Annotated in this window: 18 protein-coding genes, 1 tRNA gene and 1 pseudogene; 10 read left to right on the top strand and 10 right to left on the bottom strand. The window is 73.8% G+C overall.

The genetic code is table 11. The annotated features are described in order from the left end of the window. Window positions 1-486 precede the first annotated feature (486 nt). Together ACIP5W_RS13200 and ACIP5W_RS13205 are read left to right on the top strand one after the other, a co-directional pair. Window positions 487-651, top strand: a pseudogene (locus ACIP5W_RS13200) (aminoglycoside phosphotransferase family protein); the annotation flags it as partial. A gap of 321 nt (window positions 652-972) precedes the next feature. Continuing rightward, complete coding sequence (locus ACIP5W_RS13205) at window positions 973-1,128, top strand: hypothetical protein (protein ID WP_401471249.1); 156 nt, start codon at window positions 973-975, stop codon at window positions 1,126-1,128. 80 nt (window positions 1,129-1,208) lie between these two features. On the opposite strand, the gene cpt is transcribed toward ACIP5W_RS13205, so the two are convergent. Both cpt and ACIP5W_RS13215 read right to left on the bottom strand, forming a co-directional pair. After that, window positions 1,209-1,730 (bottom strand): chloramphenicol phosphotransferase CPT, encoded by a 522-nt coding sequence (gene cpt / locus ACIP5W_RS13210; RefSeq protein ID WP_401471919.1) that lies wholly within the window; start codon window positions 1,728-1,730, stop codon window positions 1,209-1,211. Between the two features lie 87 nt (window positions 1,731-1,817). Beyond that, window positions 1,818-2,270, bottom strand: a complete 453-nt coding sequence (locus ACIP5W_RS13215) for a DoxX family protein (RefSeq protein WP_401471252.1) — start codon at window positions 2,268-2,270, stop codon at window positions 1,818-1,820. Window positions 2,271-2,492: 222 nt separating this feature from the next. Here ACIP5W_RS13215 and ACIP5W_RS13220 point away from each other — a divergent pair, with 222 nt between their 5' ends. The 3 genes from ACIP5W_RS13220 to ACIP5W_RS13230 all read left to right on the top strand — a co-directional run bounded on the left by ACIP5W_RS13220 (window position 2,493) and on the right by ACIP5W_RS13230 (window position 3,927). Further along, on the top strand, window positions 2,493-3,056 hold the full coding sequence (locus ACIP5W_RS13220) for a snapalysin family zinc-dependent metalloprotease (protein WP_401471255.1): 564 nt from the start codon (window positions 2,493-2,495) through the stop codon (window positions 3,054-3,056). Window positions 3,057-3,597: 541 nt separating this feature from the next. Then, window positions 3,598-3,801: a cold-shock protein gene (locus ACIP5W_RS13225; protein ID WP_073499692.1), complete on the top strand. Its 204-nt coding sequence runs from the start codon at window positions 3,598-3,600 to the stop codon at window positions 3,799-3,801. 49 nt (window positions 3,802-3,850) lie between these two features. Next, window positions 3,851-3,927: transfer RNA gene (locus ACIP5W_RS13230), tRNA-Met, on the top strand. Between the two features lie 88 nt (window positions 3,928-4,015). Here ACIP5W_RS13230 and ACIP5W_RS13235 read toward each other — a convergent pair. Next, window positions 4,016-4,327 (bottom strand): hypothetical protein, encoded by a 312-nt coding sequence (locus ACIP5W_RS13235; protein WP_401471258.1) that lies wholly within the window; start codon window positions 4,325-4,327, stop codon window positions 4,016-4,018. Between the two features lie 18 nt (window positions 4,328-4,345). Further along, entirely contained in the window at window positions 4,346-5,008 is a 663-nt protein-coding gene (locus ACIP5W_RS13240) for a phosphoribosyltransferase (protein WP_401471261.1), read from the bottom strand. Window positions 5,009-5,321: 313 nt separating this feature from the next. Here ACIP5W_RS13240 and ACIP5W_RS13245 point away from each other — a divergent pair, with 313 nt between their 5' ends. After that, window positions 5,322-6,035, top strand: coding sequence for a dienelactone hydrolase family protein (locus ACIP5W_RS13245; RefSeq protein WP_401471264.1), 714 nt, complete (start codon window positions 5,322-5,324; stop codon window positions 6,033-6,035). A gap of 162 nt (window positions 6,036-6,197) precedes the next feature. Next, window positions 6,198-6,530, top strand: coding sequence for a DUF6343 family protein (locus ACIP5W_RS13250; RefSeq protein WP_401471267.1), 333 nt, complete (start codon window positions 6,198-6,200; stop codon window positions 6,528-6,530). Window positions 6,531-6,587: 57 nt separating this feature from the next. Here the strand turns inward: ACIP5W_RS13250 and ACIP5W_RS13255 are convergent, their stop codons facing one another. The 4 genes from ACIP5W_RS13255 to ACIP5W_RS13270 all read right to left on the bottom strand — a co-directional run bounded on the left by ACIP5W_RS13255 (window position 6,588) and on the right by ACIP5W_RS13270 (window position 12,171). Then, window positions 6,588-7,040, bottom strand: coding sequence for a YbhB/YbcL family Raf kinase inhibitor-like protein (locus tag ACIP5W_RS13255; RefSeq protein WP_401471270.1), 453 nt, complete (start codon window positions 7,038-7,040; stop codon window positions 6,588-6,590). A gap of 422 nt (window positions 7,041-7,462) precedes the next feature. Next, the gene (locus ACIP5W_RS13260) at window positions 7,463-9,034 is read right to left on the bottom strand and encodes a DUF4139 domain-containing protein (RefSeq protein ID WP_401471273.1); all 1,572 of its coding nucleotides are present in this window, start codon (window positions 9,032-9,034) and stop codon (window positions 7,463-7,465) included. A gap of 7 nt (window positions 9,035-9,041) precedes the next feature. After that, window positions 9,042-11,114, bottom strand: coding sequence for a DUF4139 domain-containing protein (locus ACIP5W_RS13265; RefSeq protein ID WP_401471922.1), 2,073 nt, complete (start codon window positions 11,112-11,114; stop codon window positions 9,042-9,044). Between the two features lie 139 nt (window positions 11,115-11,253). Then, entirely contained in the window at window positions 11,254-12,171 is a 918-nt protein-coding gene (locus ACIP5W_RS13270) for a helix-turn-helix transcriptional regulator (RefSeq protein WP_401471276.1), read from the bottom strand. Between the two features lie 84 nt (window positions 12,172-12,255). Here ACIP5W_RS13270 and ACIP5W_RS13275 point away from each other — a divergent pair, with 84 nt between their 5' ends. After that, window positions 12,256-12,954: an SDR family NAD(P)-dependent oxidoreductase gene (locus ACIP5W_RS13275; RefSeq protein WP_401471279.1), complete on the top strand. Its 699-nt coding sequence runs from the start codon at window positions 12,256-12,258 to the stop codon at window positions 12,952-12,954. A gap of 189 nt (window positions 12,955-13,143) precedes the next feature. Here the strand turns inward: ACIP5W_RS13275 and ACIP5W_RS13280 are convergent, their stop codons facing one another. Further along, entirely contained in the window at window positions 13,144-13,833 is a 690-nt protein-coding gene (locus ACIP5W_RS13280; RefSeq protein ID WP_401471282.1) for a hypothetical protein, read from the bottom strand. A 272-nt stretch (window positions 13,834-14,105) separates the two neighbouring features. On the opposite strand from ACIP5W_RS13280, the gene ACIP5W_RS13285 reads away from it, so the two are divergent. Next, entirely contained in the window at window positions 14,106-14,690 is a 585-nt protein-coding gene (locus tag ACIP5W_RS13285) for a DM13 domain-containing protein (RefSeq protein ID WP_401471925.1), read from the top strand. Between the two features lie 72 nt (window positions 14,691-14,762). Here the strand turns inward: ACIP5W_RS13285 and ACIP5W_RS13290 are convergent, their stop codons facing one another. Further along, a complete protein-coding gene (locus ACIP5W_RS13290) occupies window positions 14,763-16,271 on the bottom strand; it encodes a SulP family inorganic anion transporter (protein ID WP_401471285.1) in 1,509 nt (502 codons plus the stop codon). A gap of 452 nt (window positions 16,272-16,723) precedes the next feature. Between ACIP5W_RS13290 and ACIP5W_RS13295 the strand changes: the two genes are divergently transcribed. Beyond that, entirely contained in the window at window positions 16,724-17,128 is a 405-nt protein-coding gene (locus ACIP5W_RS13295) for a MerR family transcriptional regulator (protein ID WP_401471288.1), read from the top strand. Window positions 17,129-17,242 lie beyond the last annotated feature (114 nt).

Consider the following 17,242-nt stretch of genomic DNA (forward strand, 5'->3'; position numbering starts at 1 on the left):
GGACGGCTGATATCCACGGTGAAAGTGACAAATGGATATTTTTTGGTACGAGAGTGATCGCAGTGTAGGGGGCGCCCGACCGCGGTGACGGTGCAACACGGCGGGTGCGGGCCAGGCGGCTCCGGCCCGGGAGACCTCCCCGTCACCGGCCGCGGTCACGACGGCGACCGGCGCCGGCGGTGGAGCCGGTGAGGTGGCCGAAACGGCTTGAACGGCTCAAACGGCCGAAGTGGCGCGACGGGACAGGGAAGAAAGCGGTGGCTCCCGCCCCCGCGCCCCCGTAAGGTGCCCAAGTCGTAGCGGGGGAGGGGCGGTTCGGAACGTGGAACTCGGGGCGGCGCGGGAGCGGTTGGCGGACGCGGCGCGGGCCCCGCTGGGCGGCGGGCGGCGACCGGAGGCGGTCACACGCGTCGCGGGCGGCAGCAAGAAGGGGGTGTACCGCCTCGTGATGGACGACGCGACGACGGCGATCGCCCGTCGGAGGCACCGGGCCTGGACGAGACGCGGCTCGCGCTCTGCACACTCGCCCGGCGACTCTCGCTGACGGCGGGTCCGCTGCGTCTGCTCGACGGCGACTTCCCCGACCGTGCGGCCATGGTGTCCATGGCCGAGCACAACCTCAACGAGGCGCTGACCCTGGCCCGCGCCTGAACCCCTGGTACTACGGGTGCGGACGGCGCCCGGTCCGCGACCAGCGCCGACAACCGGGGTGAGCAGGTGGCACGCAGAACGAGCGCGGCCCTGCCCGCCGCCGCGGCGTCCGTGCCGAGCGGTGACGCCTGAACGCGACGACCCTGACGTGGCGTGACAGCGGGCGGCGCATCGGGCACGGCCTCGCCCGTGTCGGCGAGGACCGCAAGCCGACCGGCCTGGACCTCCTGTGCCTCCTGGATCTCCTGGACGACGTCAGGACGACGCCGATCCGGAACTCCCGATGAAGCAGGTGACCGCTGCCGGGAAGAGCCCCGCCTCATGAGCCGCACAGAAGACCTGCGGAAGAACCTCTTCGGAGGCACGACCTCCCGCGCCCGCCGGTTCGGCATGAGTTCCACCCCGGTGGCGGTGGTCGCGCTGTTCCGGATCTGGACGGGAGGCCTCACCCTTACTTCCGGCAGCCTCGTCGAATGACGCCCGTCACCGCGTCGACCGGCCCGGCCGGCCCCGTGCCCCTGCCCGTCCGGAGTGGCGGGGCAGGGGCACGGGGCCGGTCAGCGGACGTGGGCGGCGATGGCGCGCGCGCACGCCAGGGACTCGGTGTGCGTGGTGTCGACCTCCAGGTCGTAGATCACCCCTCGGTGGACCGCGTCCGCCTGCGAGGCGGCCATTCCCCGGACGCGATCCCCCCGCGCGATCTCCCGGCCCGCGGCGACCTCGCTCTCGCACCTGACGCCGACCCACAGCGCCGCCACGTCACCCAGCGCCTTCTGCCACCGCTGCTGGGACCCGGCCCCGCCGAGGAAGACCTCGTCGACCACGATCCGGGCGCCGGCGCGGGCCATCGTCACGATGCCCTCGGTCCAGGCCTCCTCCAGCGCCCGGAAGTCCGCCCCGACGCTCACCCGGCCGTCCTCCGCGATCTCGAGCCCCGCCTCGGACGCCTGCAGCTCCGCGGGCAGTGCGTCGACGAACGAGTCGACCCCGAACGCGAGCCACGGATCAGGCAGTACGGCCTGGAGGCACCGCACGATGCCGGACTTCCCCGAGCTGGAACCACCGTTGAGAAGGATCATCCGAGTCGTCGTCACCGCGCCACATTAAGGGCGCGTTCTCCGGGGGCGAAACGCATTTCGGGCCGGCCTCGGGGAGCGGGACGGACGTCACCGGGACGGCTCGGTCGTCGCTCCCCGAACGGCGGGTCGCGGTTCCCCCTCCCGGCCCGTCAGAGCGGCCAGGGACAGGGCGCCCGGTCCGGAGAAGACCAGCAGCAGGAAGCCCCAGCAGAACAGGGCGGGGGAGAGCCCGCCGTTCTGCAACGGGAACAGGCCGTCCGGCTGGTGCTCGGTGAAGTAGGCGAACGCCATCACGCCCGAGCTGAGGAACGCCGCACTGCGGGTCGCCACCCCCAGGAGGACGAGCACGCCACAGGTCAGTTCGATCACTCCGGCGTACCAGAAGGGCCAGTCGCCCGCCGGACTGGCCTTGCGCCCCAACACCCCGAAGACCGTGGCGGCGCCCTCGCTGGCGAACAACAGGCCGAGGACCGCGCGGAACAGGCCCAGCACGAGGGGCTGGTGAGTGGTCAGCCGGTCGCTGAGGCGCGGAGTGGTCATCGGTGCTCCTTGAGTGGCTGCGGTCCGGGCGGCTGCGGTCCGGGTACGGGACGACGTCTGTCATGACGTGGGGACGAGGCTCCCGGTTCTCCCTACGCGCGTACGGCGGGCCTTGTTCAAGAGGCGCGGGGCCGAATGACGGATTGACGGTCGCGGGACATGGGCAGAGGGCCAGCAGTACGTGACATGAGCACGCCCACCTTCCCCCACAGGAGGTCGATCATGCACTCACGCACCCGCGTCCCGGTACTGGCCGCCGCCCTCACGGCGGCCGCCACCCTCTTCGCAGGCCCGGCCCACGCGCATGCGCAAGCCCCCGCCGGCCAGCCCCTCGCGGCCCGGGTCGTCACCTACGACGCCGGCGCGTCCGCGGAGTTCCGGGCCGCCGTCGACCGTGGCGCGGCGATCTGGAACGAGAGCGTGGACAACGTCGAACTGCGACCCGTCGCCTCCGGGCAACGCGCCAACATCCGGATCCTCGCCGACAACGGCTGGCCCCGCGCCCTGACCACCTCGCTCGGCAACGGCACCGTCTACATCGGACGGCAGGCCGTCAACCAGGGCTACGACACGGTCCGCATATCGGCGCACGAACTCGGCCACATTCTCGGCCTGCCGGACCGCAAACCCGGCCCCTGCACCAGCCTGATGTCGGGTTCCAGCGCCGGCGTCGCGTGCACGAACCCCTATCCGAACGCGGCCGAGAAGGCGGAGGTCGAGGGCAACTTCGGCGCCGCGCTCGCCCGCCCCGCGGGAGCGCCGGGGACGGTGACGACCGTGGACTGAGTCCCCGACGGCCCGGGCGGGCCGCCGAAGCTCTGGAGTTCCTCAAGACGTGCTTGACCCCTCGACGTCGCGGGGCATGGCCCCGGTAGCAGTTCACATCGGACGACCACGGGGGTCGAGCGCAGTGGAATTCATGGTGATCGCAGGGTTCGCGTTCCTCGTGATCCTGATCGCGGGAATACGTCAGGACCGGCGGCGCTCCAGGTCGCGGGGCCGGTCCTGGGGCGGTGACGGCGGCGGTGACGGGGGCGGTGACGGCGGCGGCTGGTCGTGCGGCGGCGGATCGTCCTGCGGCGGTGGGTCGTCCTGCGGAGGAGGCGGCGGCGACTGACCGCCACGGAAGGTGTCGCCGTGATTACGCGGCGTCGCCGTCCGTCCATCGGCTGAGAACAGGTCACGATGGAGAAGTTTTTGAGCGCCAGGTGCGGATTGCGGGGCCCTTCGTGGGGTAGAACGGGTCTGGGACGCGATCCATGATCATGGATGGCGCCCACACCCATTCCAGCCGGCGTCCGCCGGCGAGAACGAAGGACACAGCAGTATGGCCAGCGGCACCGTGAAGTGGTTCAACGCCGAAAAGGGCTTCGGATTCATCGCCCAGGACGGCGGCGGCCCGGATGTCTTCGCGCACTACTCCAACATCTCCGGCAACGGCTACCGTGAGCTGGTGGAGGGAGAGGCGGTCACCTTCGACGTGACCCAGGGACAGAAGGGCCCCCAGGCGGAGAACATCGTCCGCGGCTGACCCCCTGTACCCAGCCCGCCCGGATCGCCGTGTAGAGTGGCGGAACCGACGCGGGGTGGAGCAGCTCGGTAGCTCGCTGGGCTCATAACCCAGAGGTCGCAGGTTCAAATCCTGTCCCCGCTACCAAAGAGAGGGGCCCGGCATCAGCCGGGCCCCTTTTCTCTGCGGTTTTCTCCGCAGTTCTCCGCGGGCGCGCGGAGCCGGGGCGGGGCCGTCACAGGTGGAGTCTGAGTTCGAAGCGGGGGCCCAGGTCCGGGGCGTCCGATCCGGCCAGTTCGGTGGCGAGGCCGTGGACGGTCACCAAGTCGTGCAGCAGCTCGGAGGTCTCCTCCGGCGGCAGGCGCGAGGCGCTCGCCACCTCCTCCAGGTGCACGGCCTCGCCCCGGTGTTCCCGCTGCAGACGGCTCAATGCCTGGAAGACCCGCTCGTGCTCCTCGGAGTACGGCCCACGGCCCTCGAAGGACCGGCTTCCCGAAGCGGCCCCACGCCGCCGCGGCGCGTCGTCGTCCCGTTTCCCGCGCTCCATGACATGGACTCCTTTCCCTCAGCCCCTGCCCGCGCCGGCGCTGTGCCCTTGCAGGGTCCGTGCGACCTCCTCGTCGCCGACCTGGTCGAAGTCGGCGTACCACAGACCGACCGCCCGGAAGTCCGGCGGCTGGTGCAGGCAGACGACGTCGTCCGCCTCCGAGCTCATGGCCACCGCCGACTCGGGTGCGCCGACCGGAACGGCCAGGATCAGCCGGGCGGGCCCTTGCCGGCGCAGGTGGCGCAGGGCGGCACGCGCGGTGACGCCGGTGGCGAGTCCGTCGTCGACGACGATCACGGTCCTGCCCTCGACGTGCGGTGCGGGCCGGTCGCCGCGGTACCGCCGTTCCCGGCGCCGCAGTTCGGTCCGCTCACGGGTCACGTCCGGACCGAGCACGTCCCCGCTCAGGCCGAGCATCTCCACCGAGCGCCGGTCGAACAGGGGAGGATCGTCCCCCACGATCGCGCCGATGCCGGTCTCGGGGTGCCCCGGGACGCCGATCTTCCGCGTCACGAGGACGTCGAGCGGTGCCCCGAGCGCCCGGGCGACCTCGACGGCCACCGGGACGCCACCCCGGGGGAGGGCCAGGACGAGGGGATCGGCGAGAGCACCGTCCGCCGACCACTCCAGCAGCCGGGCGGCGAGTTCCCGGCCTGCGTGGCGACGGTCCTGGAATCGCATGACCTCTCACCTGCCTTCCTCGGACGAGGACGTGCGCACGGTCTCCGGCGCGGGCGGAACCGGCCCGTCGGGGACGGTTCCCGTCCGCCTCCCCGTCCCTCCCACCCCGTCCGTCTCCCGCACGTTCCCGTTCGCGGGAGTGCGTGCGGTGAGCGCGGCCGTCCTCTCCTGTCCGGGGTTTCCTCCCGGACGACGGCCAAACGGGAACCCCGCTCCCGCGAGCGGGTTCCCCCCGGCATCGTGGGTACGCGGTGGGGGACATCCGGGTCGTGGCGATCCGCAGGATCGGCCGATGGGGAAGAGGCTGATACCGATGACCACCTCCGACATGGTTCTGGTGCCCGCCGGTGAGGTCACGCTCTCCGGTGACCTCGTCGTCCCGGCACCGGCGCGGGCCGTGGTGCTCTTCGCACACGGCAGCGGCAGCTCCCGGCACAGTCCGCGCAACCGCATGGTGGCCGCCGAACTGCGCACCGCCGGGCTGGGCACGCTGCTGATGGATCTGCTCGGCGAGCGCGAGGAGCGGCACGACGCGCTGACCGCCGAGCACCGGTTCGACATCGCGCTCCTGGGCCGGCGGGTCGTGGCCGCGATCGACTGGCTGGGGACCCAGCCCGACACCCACAACCTGCCCGTCGTCCTGTTCGGCGCCAGTACCGGCGCCGCGGCGGCGCTGGTGGCGGCCGTCGAACGGCCGGACCGCGTGCTGACCGTGGTGTCGCGCGGCGGGCGTCCGGATCTCGCGGGGGACGCCCTGGAGCAGGTGACGGTCCCGGTACTGCTCCTGGTCGGCGGGCGGGATCAGCACGTGCTGGCCCTCAACCAGGAAGCGGCCCGGCGCATGCGGTGCCCGCACGCCCTGCACGTCGTCCCGGGGGCGACGCACCTGTTCGAGGAACCGGGCGCTCTGGAACACGTCGCCGCGACGGCCAGGCGGTGGTGCGACGACCGGCTGCACTCCGCGCACGAGTCCCGCGCGACCGCGCAGCCGGGACCGGCCCGGACGCCGGCCCGGGGCGAGAAGTGACCGGTCGGACGCGGATCCGCCGCGCGGCGCGGCGCACGGTCCCGGAGACGACGTGAGCGTGCCGACGGGCACGGAGGACGGCCGGCCGTCTGCCCCCTGCGTCGCGGTGCGCCGCGCGCCGGGGGCACGGCGGGAGCCGGACCCATCCGGAGGAGGAACACCATGAGCGCATCGGACCCGGGACGCCGTGAGCAGCGGGCGCGTCGCGCGCGTTCGGGGACGCTCGGCCGGCGCTTCCCGAGGACCGGAACCGAACCGACCACCGCACAGAGCCCGCTCGCACTGCGCCTGCTGCTGTCCGGTGTCTTCGTGCCGGTGTTCGTCGCGGCGGCCGTCGCCCTCGCCGTGTGGGCCGCCCACTCGGGTCCGGGCGACAGCCCGGGACGCGGCCCGCTGATCGCCGTCGCCGTCCTGTGCGGGGCCCTGGCCCTGCTGGCGGCAGCCGACCTCCTGGTCGTCGGGCGTCGGCTGCGGCGTGAGCGCGGCGCACGGTGAGGGCGTGACGCGGGGCGCGGCGAGGACGTCCCTCCTGCCGCGGGCCCCGGTCCCCGTTCAGCGCCGGTAGAGCGCCACGAGGGTGCCGACGGCGAGCCGCCGGTCCTCGACGGCCCGGTGGACCAGGGCGGCGCTCGGCGCCTCGGGGAGGACGCACGGCTCCCCGAGCGCGTACAGGCGGAAGTAGTACCGGTGTGCCTCGTCTCCCGGCGGTGGGTGTGGTCCGCCCCAGCCCCGTTCGTGGAAGCCGTTGACGAGTTCGGTGCCGCCGGGCGGGACCTCGCCCGCTTCCGTACCGCCGCTGCGGGGGTCGATGCCGACCACCACCCAGTGCACGAACGTGCCCGACGGCGCGTCGGGGTCCTCGCACAACAGCACCAGCTCGGTCGCCTCGTCCGGGATGCCGCTCCACGTCAGCGGCGGGGATTCGTTCTCTCCTTCGTACGCGTACCTGCGCGCCAGAACGGCGTGGTCGTCGAACGCGCTGCTGATGAGTTCGATGCCGGCCATGGAACCCGGAGTACCCGCCTGAGTCCGCGCGTACCGGTGGGGCGCCGCGGCGCGAGCCGGGCCGGTACGGCACCGGCGGCGGCCGCACCACCGTCGATTCACTCGCCGGGCGGATCGGGGCGCTGCCACCGGGCGCGCCGGACCGTGCAACGGTGTTGCAACGTACGGCCCGGCAAGGTGGTCGGTGCCCGGGCGGCGGCCTCGCCCGTGCCGGAGCGACCGGCCCCGTACTGACGGCGGTACGGGGCCGGTGGCCGGTTGCCCGCCCCGCCACCTCGTCGGCCTGCCGGACGCCCGCCGGTCCTGCGCCGGGACGGAGGCGGGCCGGGAGCGCGGGCCGTGGCCGCGGTGACGGTGCCGCGGTGGCCCCGCGGCAGCGGGCGGTTCACGGCCGACGGGGGCCGGCCGGGCGCGCCCTCGCCTCACATTTCCGGCAGTCCCGCCACCTTCGCGCTCGCCGACAGCTCGTAGACCAGGGTGATCGTGCGGCGGCCGCCGGGAGGCAGGACGACGTCCCAGCGGGCGATGCCCTCCGCGTCGACCGTGTCGGGCACAGGGGAGCAGGCCTCCTCGCGCAGACGTACCTCCACCGCCGAGACCTCGGAGACGGGGATGCGCTCCCGCACGGCGACGGTCTGTCCGGCCCGTTCGGCGGGGGCGGAGAACCGGGAGAGGTGCAGCCGGACGGTGTGGGTGGCCACGGTCCGCTGGCTCAGGCCGGGGGAGGTGCGGGACTCCTCGGCGTGCCGGACCACGCGGTAGTCGTCGCAGCTCCCGAAGGCCAGCTCGACGGGGGCGCCCGGGGCCGTGAAGTCCAGGGCGCCGCGGCCGGTGAACCCGCTGTCGCGGACCAGGTCCACGGGCCCGGCGAGCAGGGCGTGGCCGGAGCGGTTGTCGAACCGTGCGACGCGGGTGACCAGGGGGGACAGCTCGGGCGCGCAGGCGTACTCGCTTCGTGCCGCCGTGGTGAAGGCGGACAGGGGCACGCGGTGGGCGCGGCCGTCCGCGGGCACCGAGACCGGCGCGGAGGCGTTGAGCACGCGTGTCTCGCCGCCGTCGGCGACTCCCGGCAGGCCGAGCACGGGGGCCGGGCCGAGGTCGCCGATCTCCTGTTCGCGCAGCTCGACGTCGACCGTGCGGCGCTCCGCCGCGGTGCGGTCCGTGAGCGTCAGCCGGTCCTCCCGCAGGCGCGGCGGTTCGGCGGCCGCCGCGGACCGGGCCGTCGACAACGTCAGCCGTACGTCCGACCAGTCCTCGCCGGTGCGCTGCCAGACCATCGCGTCGGTCTCCAGCGTGAGGGAGTCCCCGTCGAGCACGGCCCGGTAGGCGGGCCGCCACAGCGCGCAGGGGGTGAGGTGGGTCAGGCGCAGCCCCGCCGGGCCGGCGGCACCGGCCTCCACGGTCAGCTCCACATATCCGACCAGCTCGGCGGGTTCCGACTCCGCGAGGTCCATGGCCCGCTGTGCCTCGCCGAGTTCGGCGGCCAGCGCGGTCAGCCGGGCTTCCGCGGCGCGCAGTCGCTCACCGCACGCGTCGCGCTCGGCGTCCACCCGGTCCAGTTCGCGGGCCCAGCGCGGCGCCTCGGTCTCCCCGCGACCGGCGCCCTCGCCGATCTCCCGCAGCAGGTCGGCGGCGAGGCGGCCGAGCAGGTCGAGGCGCGACCGCAGCCGGTCGCGGCGCTGCTCGACGGCGAGCCGTTCCTGTTCGAGGGCGTGCACGTGGTGGCGGAGGGCGGAGTCGTCGTCGGCGGACGGCAGCGGCCCGCGCGGCGTCCATGTGCGGACGATCCGCACGTCGAGCACGGTCGCGCCGTGCTCGGCGGTCAGTTCGGCGTGCAGGGTGCGGTCGACGGCCAGCGCGCTGACCGGCCCGAGCCGCAGCCGCTGGACACCGGCCCGCAGGTCGAGCACGGCGGCGCGTTCGACGTGGGCGCGGTCCTCCAGGCAGGTGACGGCGGTGACGGGGAGGGCGATCGGCTTCGGGGCCGTGGACATGGGTGGGTCAGCTCCTGCGGTTGCCGCCGACGAGGGACTTGCCGGCCGGGATGCGGATCTCGTAGCCGCCGTCGAGAGCGGTGGTGCCGCCGGCGGGCAGCGTCACCCGCCAGACGCGGGTGCCCGGTGCGTGCCGGTCGGACCCGGCACCGTCCTCGGGTGCCGTCCAGTCCGCCCGTTCCTCGATCCGGACATCCGGGTCGGAGGTCACCGGCACCGGCTCGCGGACCTCGACGGTCACGGGCCCGGCGAGTTGGCTGGCCAGTTCCACGTGCACGCGGTGGTCGAGCACGGTGATGTTGTTGCGCAGGCCCGCCGTCGACTCGCGCAGGTTCGTGCGGCGGGTGACCCGGATGCCCTCGGCCGGCCCGAGTCCCACCCGGCGCACACCGCCGGGCGCGAGGGTGGGCAGTGCGGTGGTCAGCAGGAAGTCGTCGTCGACGGTGACCTCCACCGGCCCGGCCAGCAGGGCCTGGTCGGTGGCGTTGGAGAGCACGAGGGTGGCGTACACGGTCGGCTCCACCGACGGCACGCACAGGTACTCGGTGCGCAGACCGACCGGGATCTCGCCGACGGTGACGGTGTGCCAGGTGCCGTCCGAGGGGATGTCGGCGCGGGCGGCGGCGTCGAAGCGGTGGTCGAAGGAGCCCGCCGACTCGCGGGGCCGCACGGCGTGCCCGGGCAGCGGCAGCGCGGCCACCGCCTCGGCGCGGCGGCGGTGCTCGGCCGCCACCGGGTCGAAGGGGGAGTCGGGGAACAGCCGGCCCCGGCGATCGCCCTGCTCGTCGGGGCCGCACAACACCAGTGCCGCGTAGTCGAGTTCGGCGCCACTCGGCTGCGGCGGACCGACCGCCGGGGCGGGCGGCGGCGGCGCGGCCCGCCCCGGCGCCGGGGGCGCCTTGGCCGCGGGAGCCGCGAAGGCCCTGCCGGCGGTACGCGGCGCGCCGCCCGGACGCGACCTGGTCGGCTGCGCGAGGTCCGGCACCGGGCCGCCGAAGGGCACCGGGGCGCCGACGGGTGCGCCGCCGGGCGCCGCGGGCAGGGGCGGGGGCCCGCCGTAGGACGGTGGAGGCGGCGGGACCGGGGGAGCGAGGTCGGCCGCGACGGCCATCGGTGCCGCTCCCGGAAACCCGGGCGTGGTGGCCGCGGCGGGACGCGGGCCCGGGGCGTCGTATCCGGTGAACAGGTCGGCGAGCCCGGCCGGGGGCTCGCGCCAGCCGGAGGGGGCGGGGGCGGGCTGACGGCGCCCGATCCGGACCGAGCTGAGCCTGGGCAGACCGGTGCGGCGCCGCAGGTCGGCGGTGGACAGGGCGACCCGTACGCCCGTCCAGTCCTCCCCGGTGCGCTGGGCGACCGAGGCGCGCAGCACCAGACGGCCGCTGTCCTCGCCCCGGCGGTGGCCGAGACGGTAGGCCGGCACCCAGACGGCGCCCGGCACCCCGTACTCCAGCTCCAGTTCCGTTTCCGCGCCACCGCTGCCGCCGGCGAGGGTGAGGACCGCGGAGACCGTGGTCCCGACGTGCGCCGGCGGCACGTCGGTGGAGGCGCGGGCCAGCCGGTCCGTGGCGACGGCGAGGTCGTGCCCGACGAGGCGCAGTGCCTCGTCGAGCTCGGCGAGGCGGGTGTGCAGGTCCGTCAGCCGTCGTTCGACGAAGTCGGCGAGTTCCAGCCACGCGTCGACCGGGGTGCGCCGATGCGGGTCGTCGCGCCTGCGGGCCGGCGGGACCGGGTGCAGGGCCGCGACGTCCCGGATCAGGTCCAGCTGCCGGTCCCGACGCCCCTGTGCCGCCGCGTACGCGTCGCTCAGCCGCTCCACCTCGCGCCGCAACGTATCGGGTGCGTCGGCGTCCCGCGGCTCGGCCCCGACCTCCACCCTGGCCTCGACGACACGCACGCCGGGAGTGCCGAGGACGCGCGCCCGCAGTGAGCCGGGATCCAGCGAGCGGGGCAGCCCCGTCACCCGTACCCGCCCGTCCGGCGGCACGCTGCCGCGGGCCAGGCGGCGGCAGAGCGCGCCCTGCGCGTACACCACGACCGAATCGAGGGCCGACCCCCAACTCCGTGCTTCTTCCACCCGCATGTACGCCCCCACCGTGTCCCTGCCGAGCACAGCCTACGTCCCGTGCGCGTCCCGCCGCGATGCCCGGATGCGGCTCGGTGAGGGGTTCAGCGAGGGGTGATGGGTGAGGGGTGACAGGGGCCGGGTGGTCGACGGGTGGTCAGGGAGAGGGCGTGGGCCTGCTGCCGGAGTCGGCGGACATGGCGAGCCGCAGCCTGTCCTCGTCCGTGCTGCCGGGCGACGCGGTCAGGATCACGATCTTGAGTTCGCAGTCGCCGTCGGTCAGGACGTCGCAGTCCACTTCCACGCGCCCGACCGTGGGGTGCTCGACCGTCTTGCGGTCCTGGCGGTGCGCGGCCACCGTGCCGCTCGCCCACAGCCGGGCGAAGGTGCGATTGCCCGTGGCGAGGACCCGGATCAGCTCGTTCAGGCGTGTGTCGTGGGGGAAGCGGCCGGACGCCCGGCGCAGGTCCGACACGATGGAGAGGTCGCAACGGTCGCGGTTCTCCTCGAGCACCGGCCAGTGTGCGACGCGTCCGCGCCCGGGGCCGACCGGGAACCGTTCCCGGGCGAAGTTGCGCAGTTCCGGCGGCGTCGCCGCAGGGTCGCCGAGCAGTGCCGCCCACGCAGGGTTCCAGTGGATCAACCGCCAGTCCGCTGCGAACACGGCGACCGCGGCGTCCCCGAGCCGGTTCAGCAGCCGGTGGACCCCCGGCGGGACGCGGTCGGGGACCGGCTCGTCGTTCACGGGGACCAGTCCGGCCATGCGGTGGAGGTGGTCTCGTTCGGGGCGGGTCAGTCGCAGGGCGTCCGCGAGGGAGGCGACCACCTGTGCGGAAGGGCGCGTGGCCCGGCCCTGTTCCAGGCGCACCACGTAGTCGACCGAGAGACCGGCGCGCTCGGCGAGTTCCTCGCGGCGCAGTCCGGTCGTGCGGCGCGCCCGGCCCGACGGCAGTCCCACGGACGACGGGGACAGCCGCTCCCGCCAGGCGCGGACCGTCGCGCCCAGACCGACGCCCTGCTGTGGTGCCGTGCCGTGCTGTGGTGCCGTGCCGTACTGCGTTGCCATGCCGTCCATCCTGCCCCGTCCGACGGTGGTACTGCCGTTCCTACGGTCGCGGCGTCCCTGGTGCACCTCCGCCGCGTCGCGAACGATCGACGCATGACCACCGTATTCATCACCGGAGCCAACAAGGGTCTCGGCCACGAGACCGCCCGCCGCCTCACCGCACTCGGCCACACCGTGATCGTGGGAGCCCGCGACCCGGAACGGGGTGCCGCCGCCGCGGCCGCGCTGGGTGCGCGGTTCGTCCGGATCGACGTCACCGACGACGCCTCCGTCGCCGCCGCGGCGGCCGACGTCGCCGCCCACGAGGGCGTGCTGGACGTTCTCGTCAACAACGCAGGCGTGCACGGTCCGTACGGCGATCCGAGCGACCTGACCGGCGCGGACGCCCTCGGCGTCTTCGACGTCAACGTCTTCGGCGTGGTCCGGACGACCACGGCCTTCCTGCCGCTGCTGCGCCGGTCCCCGGACCCCGTCATCGTCAACGTCAGCAGCGGGATGGGATCGCTCGCCTTCACCCACGACCCGTCGCGCGTCGAGTCGGCGATCGTCGTGCCCCTCTACACCGCCTCCAAGGCGGCCCTCACGATGCTGACCACGCAGTACGCCAAGGCGTTCGAGGACATCCGCGTCAATGCCGCCGATCCCGGCTACACGGCGACCGACCTCAACGGCCACAGCGGTCCCCAGACCCTCACCGAGGGCACCGACGCGATCGTCCGGCTGGTGACCGAGGGGCCCGGCGCCGGTTCGGGACGCTTCGTCGACCGTGCCGGTCCGATCGACCTGTTCTGACGAAGGCCGGCTCTCCCGGTCCTCGTGAACGACGCCGGCCGGTGCTGCCTGCGGCGTGGCGGGACCGGGTCCGCCGCGCGCCCCCGCCCGCGTGACGGCCGGACGCCTGGGACGCGGGCGGTCCGGGCCGCCGCGCGACGGCCGCGGCGGCCTCGTGGACCACGCGGTGCGGGAGCCGTCGGTCCCGCCTTACGCGGACTGCCCCTCTCCCGGCGCCTCCTCCGCGCTCGCGGCCGGGGCGGCAGGCGCCTCCGGGGAGGTGTAGAAGACCGACGAGCCCTGCTTGCTGCGCTGGGCCTGGTTCTTGGCGACCAGCCCTTCGAGGGTGCTGCGCACGACGGTGGTCTTGATGCCCCGTTCGGGGTGCTGCTCACCCAACGACTGGGCGACCTCGGCCGCGGAGCGCGGCTCGCTCCGGCCGGCGAGGTGCTCGCGGACGAGAAAGACGAGCGAGGGCTGATCCGCCTTCGGGGCCGCCTTGCCGGCCGCCGCCTTCTTGACGGCCGGCTTCGCAGCCGCCGCCGCGGGCTTGGCGGCCTTCGACCGGCGGGAGGCGCCGGCCGAGGCCTTCTTCCGGGGAGCGGGCACCGCCGCGGCCTTCTCGACCGCGGCCTTCTCGTTGGAGGCCTTCTCGACCGCGGCCTCCTCGTTCGCGGCCTCCTCGACCGCGGGCGCGGCGGGCGCGGACTCCACACCGAGGGCCTGCTGCACGTTCAGCAGCACCGTGCGGTCCTTCTCCAGGGAGGCCAACTGCTCCTGCAGCACGGCGATCTCACCGGCGATGCGGTCCTGCTCCTTGAGGTTGCGCTCCAGGTCACCGGCGACCTGCGCCGCATACTGGCTGGTCACCCCGTTTGTCTGTGTGGTGGTCTCGGACATGACGCTCACGCTCCTTGATAGGACCCGACAGGTCGCGGGCCGCCGACCCACGACCGGTACGGCGTTGTGTCGAAGTGATACTACGGAGCGCAGCCTTCCCGCGGTCGGTCTCAGCCCGCACCGCGTTGCCGCCGTTCGAACAGTGCGACCGGTGCGACCGGTGCGACCGGTGCGACGTAAGGATTTCGTCATCGGCCACGGCGTGCGCGGCGGCCGTCCGCGCCCGTTGAATGGGCGGACGACGAAGTGAACTCCTGGAGATCGGGGCGAAGATGGGGCGCGTGCGCAGGGCACTGACCGGGCCGTCGGCCATTGCGGTGCTGGTGGTGGCGGTGGCGGGCGTCGGATGGGGTCTGTACTGGTTCCAGCCGTGGAAGCTGTGGCAGGACGAGACCGTCCAAGAGGCTCTCCCCGGAGCCGTGAGCGGCTCGGCCCCTTCGGCGTCGGCTCCCGCACCGGCCCCCTCGGACGAGCCCTCCGGGCAGTCCGCCCCGGCCACCGGTCCGCACACATTGGCGAGCGGTGAGCTGATCGGCCACGAGCACGCGACCTCGGGCACGGTGAAGCTCGTACGGCTGGCCGACGGCTCCCACGTCGTCCGGCTGGAGAACCTGGACACCAGCAACGGACCGGACCTGCGCGTCTGGCTGACCGACGCGCCGGTGCAGCGGGGGCGCGCCGGATGGTACGTCTTCGACGAGGCGGAGCACGTCAGCCTCGGCAGGCTCAAGGGCAACAAGGGAAGCCACAACTACGTCCTCCCCGCCGACCTGGACCCGTCGGACTACCGCAGTGTCAGCATCTGGTGCGACCGCTTCGACGTGTCCTTCGGCGCGGCCGAACTCGCCCGCGCCTGAGAGCCGTCCGTCTTCACGGCGGTGTCCCAAGGCCCGCGGTGTCCCGCCCGCCGCGCGGCCGACGGCGTCCGGTCAGCCGCTGCCCGTGAGTTCGCCGCTGAGCGTCCCGTGGATGCGGGCGCTGGCCTCGTTGAGGCCGGTGATCTCGACGGTCTTGCCGCGCTGGGCGTACTTGTGCTCGACGGCGTCCAGCGCGGCGACCGAGGAGGCGTCCCAGATGTGGGCGGCGGACAGGTCGATGACGACGCGGTCGGCTTCGGTGGTGTAGTCGAAGCGGTCGACGAGGTCGTTGGAGGAGGCGAAGAACAGCTCACCGGTGACCCGGTGGACGACGGTCGAGCCGTCGGGGTCGGTGACCGAGCTGACCTCGGCGAAGTGGGCGACACGCCTGGCGAAGACGACCATCGCCGTGACGGAGCCGACGACGACACCGATGGCGAGGTTGTGGGTGGCGACCACACAGACGACGGTGACCGCCATGACGGTGATCTCCCCCGCCGGCATCCGTCCGAGCGTCCTCGGTGCGACGGAGTGCCAGTCGAAGGTGGCCACCGACACCATGACCATCACGGCGACGAGCGCGGCCATGGGGATGTCCGAGACGACCGGGCCGAAGACGATGCACAGCACCATCAGGAAGGCGCCCGCCAGGAACGTCGACAGACGGGTACGGGCGCCGGAAACCCGTACGTTGATCATCGTCTGGCCGATCATGGCGCAGCCGCCCATGCCGCCGAAGAAACCGGTGACGATGTTGGCGACGCCCTGCCCGACCGACTCACGGGTCTTGGACGACCGGGTGTCGGTGATGTCGTCGACCAGCTTGGCGGTCATCAGCGACTCCATCAGCCCGACCAGGGCCATGGCGAGCGCGTAGGGGGCGACGGTGGTCAGGGTGTCCAGCGTGAACGGCACGTCCGGCAGGCCGGGCACCGGCAGCGCGGAGGGAAGGTCCCCCTTGTCGCCGACGGTCGGCACCGCGATCCCCGCCGCGACCGTGACGGCCGTGAGGACGACGATGGACACCAGCGGGGCCGGGACCACCGTGGTGACCTTGGGGAAGAACACCATGAGGGCCAGGCCGGCGGCGATCAGCGGATAGACCGGCCAGGGCACGTCCGTCATCTCCGGAACCTGCGCCATGAAGATCAGGACGGCCAGGGAGTTGACGAAGCCCACCATCACGCTGCGCGGCACGAACCGCATCAGCTTCGCCACCCCGAGCGCGCCCAGGGCGATCTGGATGACGCCGGCCAGGATGACGGCCGCCACCAGGTGGCCGAAGCCGTGCTCACGGTTCAGCGGGGCGATGACCAGGGCCACCGCGCCGGTGGCCGCGGAGATCATCGCCGGCCGGCCGCCGACCACGGCGATGGTGACGGCCATGGTGAAGGAGGCGAACAGACCGATGGCCGGGTCGACCCCGGCGATGATCGAGAACGAGATCGCCTCCGGGATCAGCGCCAGGGCGACCACGAGACCGGCCAGCACCTCGGTGCGCAGCACTTTCGGGTCGGACAGCAGGCCGGGACGCCGGGGGCCACGCAGCCACGCGGCCGGGGACGGTGCGGAGGAGGACAAGAGAAGGCAGACCTGTCGTGTTCGGGCACACCCGGCATCACGGCGGGCGCGCGGAAGGGCGGGGGAGAGACGGGGGAGAGGCAAGGAGAGGGGGAAGGCGCGGATGACCGGGCCGGTCCTCCATGAGGTCCGCGAGGGGCGGAACGGGGCCGGCGGGCGGCTCAGGGGCGAGCCGTGAGGGCGGCGGGCACCGCCCGGCGGTGAAGGCTCACGGCGGGAGGACGGCGACGCCGGTCGTCACGGACATGCGCATGCTCTCTCCTGCGGACAACGGATTTCGCCGGGGGCTTCGTCGGCCCCGGCACGAGGGACGGCGCGGGACGGCGGGCCCGTACCGGGAGAAAGGCACCGCGGAGAGCCGTCCCCGGGCCGGGGCAACTCTACCCTGACGTTAGGGTAGGGATCGGCGCCGGCTTCCGGTGGCCGCCGCCGGAGACGAGAAGGGCGCCCGCGTGAGCAGCGAGCACATGCAGATCGGCGAGGTCGCCGCACGGACCGAGCTGTCGCTGCGCACGATCCGGCACTACGAGGACGCCGGCCTCGTCATCCCCTCCGCCCGCTCCCAGGGCGGTTTCCGCCTCTACACCGAGGCCGACGTCGCGCGCCTGATGGTCATCCGCCGGATGAAACCCCTCGGCTTCACCCTCGACGAGATGCGCGGCCTGCTCGAGGCGACGGACCGTCTGGACTCGGACGACGAACTCACGCCCGCGGAGCGCGAGGAGCTGCGGACGCGCATCCGCGGCTTCGAGCAGGCCGCGCAGCGGCGGGTCGAGGATCTGCGCGTCCAGCTGGCACGCGCCGAGGAGTTCGCGGCCACGCTCGCCGAGCGGCTGACCCGGACCACGGCGCCCTGACCGGAGGGCCGGCCGGGCACGCGCGTCGGGCGAGGCGGTACGGGGATGCCCGGTCGATGTTGTCCTCGGTGGTGAGGGCCGGCGCGATCGTCCCGGCCTCGGCGGGGTCGTCGA

The sequence above is a fragment of the Streptomyces sp. NPDC088766 genome, from assembly GCF_044750845.1.
GTDB lineage: Bacteria > Actinomycetota > Actinomycetes > Streptomycetales > Streptomycetaceae > Streptomyces.

Coding starts and splice junctions, on each gene's coding strand:
- ACIP5W_RS13205 (WP_401471249.1), top strand. CDS start 973: ATGAGCCGCACAGAAGACCTGCGGAAGAACCTCTTCGGAGGCACGACC.
- cpt (WP_401471919.1), bottom strand. CDS start 1,730: ATGATCCTTCTCAACGGTGGTTCCAGCTCGGGGAAGTCCGGCATCGTG.
- ACIP5W_RS13215 (WP_401471252.1), bottom strand. CDS start 2,270: ATGACCACTCCGCGCCTCAGCGACCGGCTGACCACTCACCAGCCCCTC.
- ACIP5W_RS13220 (WP_401471255.1), top strand. CDS start 2,493: ATGCACTCACGCACCCGCGTCCCGGTACTGGCCGCCGCCCTCACGGCG.
- ACIP5W_RS13225 (WP_073499692.1), top strand. CDS start 3,598: ATGGCCAGCGGCACCGTGAAGTGGTTCAACGCCGAAAAGGGCTTCGGA.
- ACIP5W_RS13235 (WP_401471258.1), bottom strand. CDS start 4,327: ATGGAGCGCGGGAAACGGGACGACGACGCGCCGCGGCGGCGTGGGGCC.
- ACIP5W_RS13240 (WP_401471261.1), bottom strand. CDS start 5,008: ATGCGATTCCAGGACCGTCGCCACGCAGGCCGGGAACTCGCCGCCCGG.
- ACIP5W_RS13245 (WP_401471264.1), top strand. CDS start 5,322: ATGACCACCTCCGACATGGTTCTGGTGCCCGCCGGTGAGGTCACGCTC.
- ACIP5W_RS13250 (WP_401471267.1), top strand. CDS start 6,198: ATGAGCGCATCGGACCCGGGACGCCGTGAGCAGCGGGCGCGTCGCGCG.
- ACIP5W_RS13255 (WP_401471270.1), bottom strand. CDS start 7,040: ATGGCCGGCATCGAACTCATCAGCAGCGCGTTCGACGACCACGCCGTT.
- ACIP5W_RS13260 (WP_401471273.1), bottom strand. CDS start 9,034: ATGTCCACGGCCCCGAAGCCGATCGCCCTCCCCGTCACCGCCGTCACC.
- ACIP5W_RS13265 (WP_401471922.1), bottom strand. CDS start 11,114: ATGCGGGTGGAAGAAGCACGGAGTTGGGGGTCGGCCCTCGATTCGGTC.
- ACIP5W_RS13270 (WP_401471276.1), bottom strand. CDS start 12,171: ATGGACGGCATGGCAACGCAGTACGGCACGGCACCACAGCACGGCACG.
- ACIP5W_RS13275 (WP_401471279.1), top strand. CDS start 12,256: ATGACCACCGTATTCATCACCGGAGCCAACAAGGGTCTCGGCCACGAG.
- ACIP5W_RS13280 (WP_401471282.1), bottom strand. CDS start 13,833: ATGTCCGAGACCACCACACAGACAAACGGGGTGACCAGCCAGTATGCG.
- ACIP5W_RS13285 (WP_401471925.1), top strand. CDS start 14,106: ATGGGGCGCGTGCGCAGGGCACTGACCGGGCCGTCGGCCATTGCGGTG.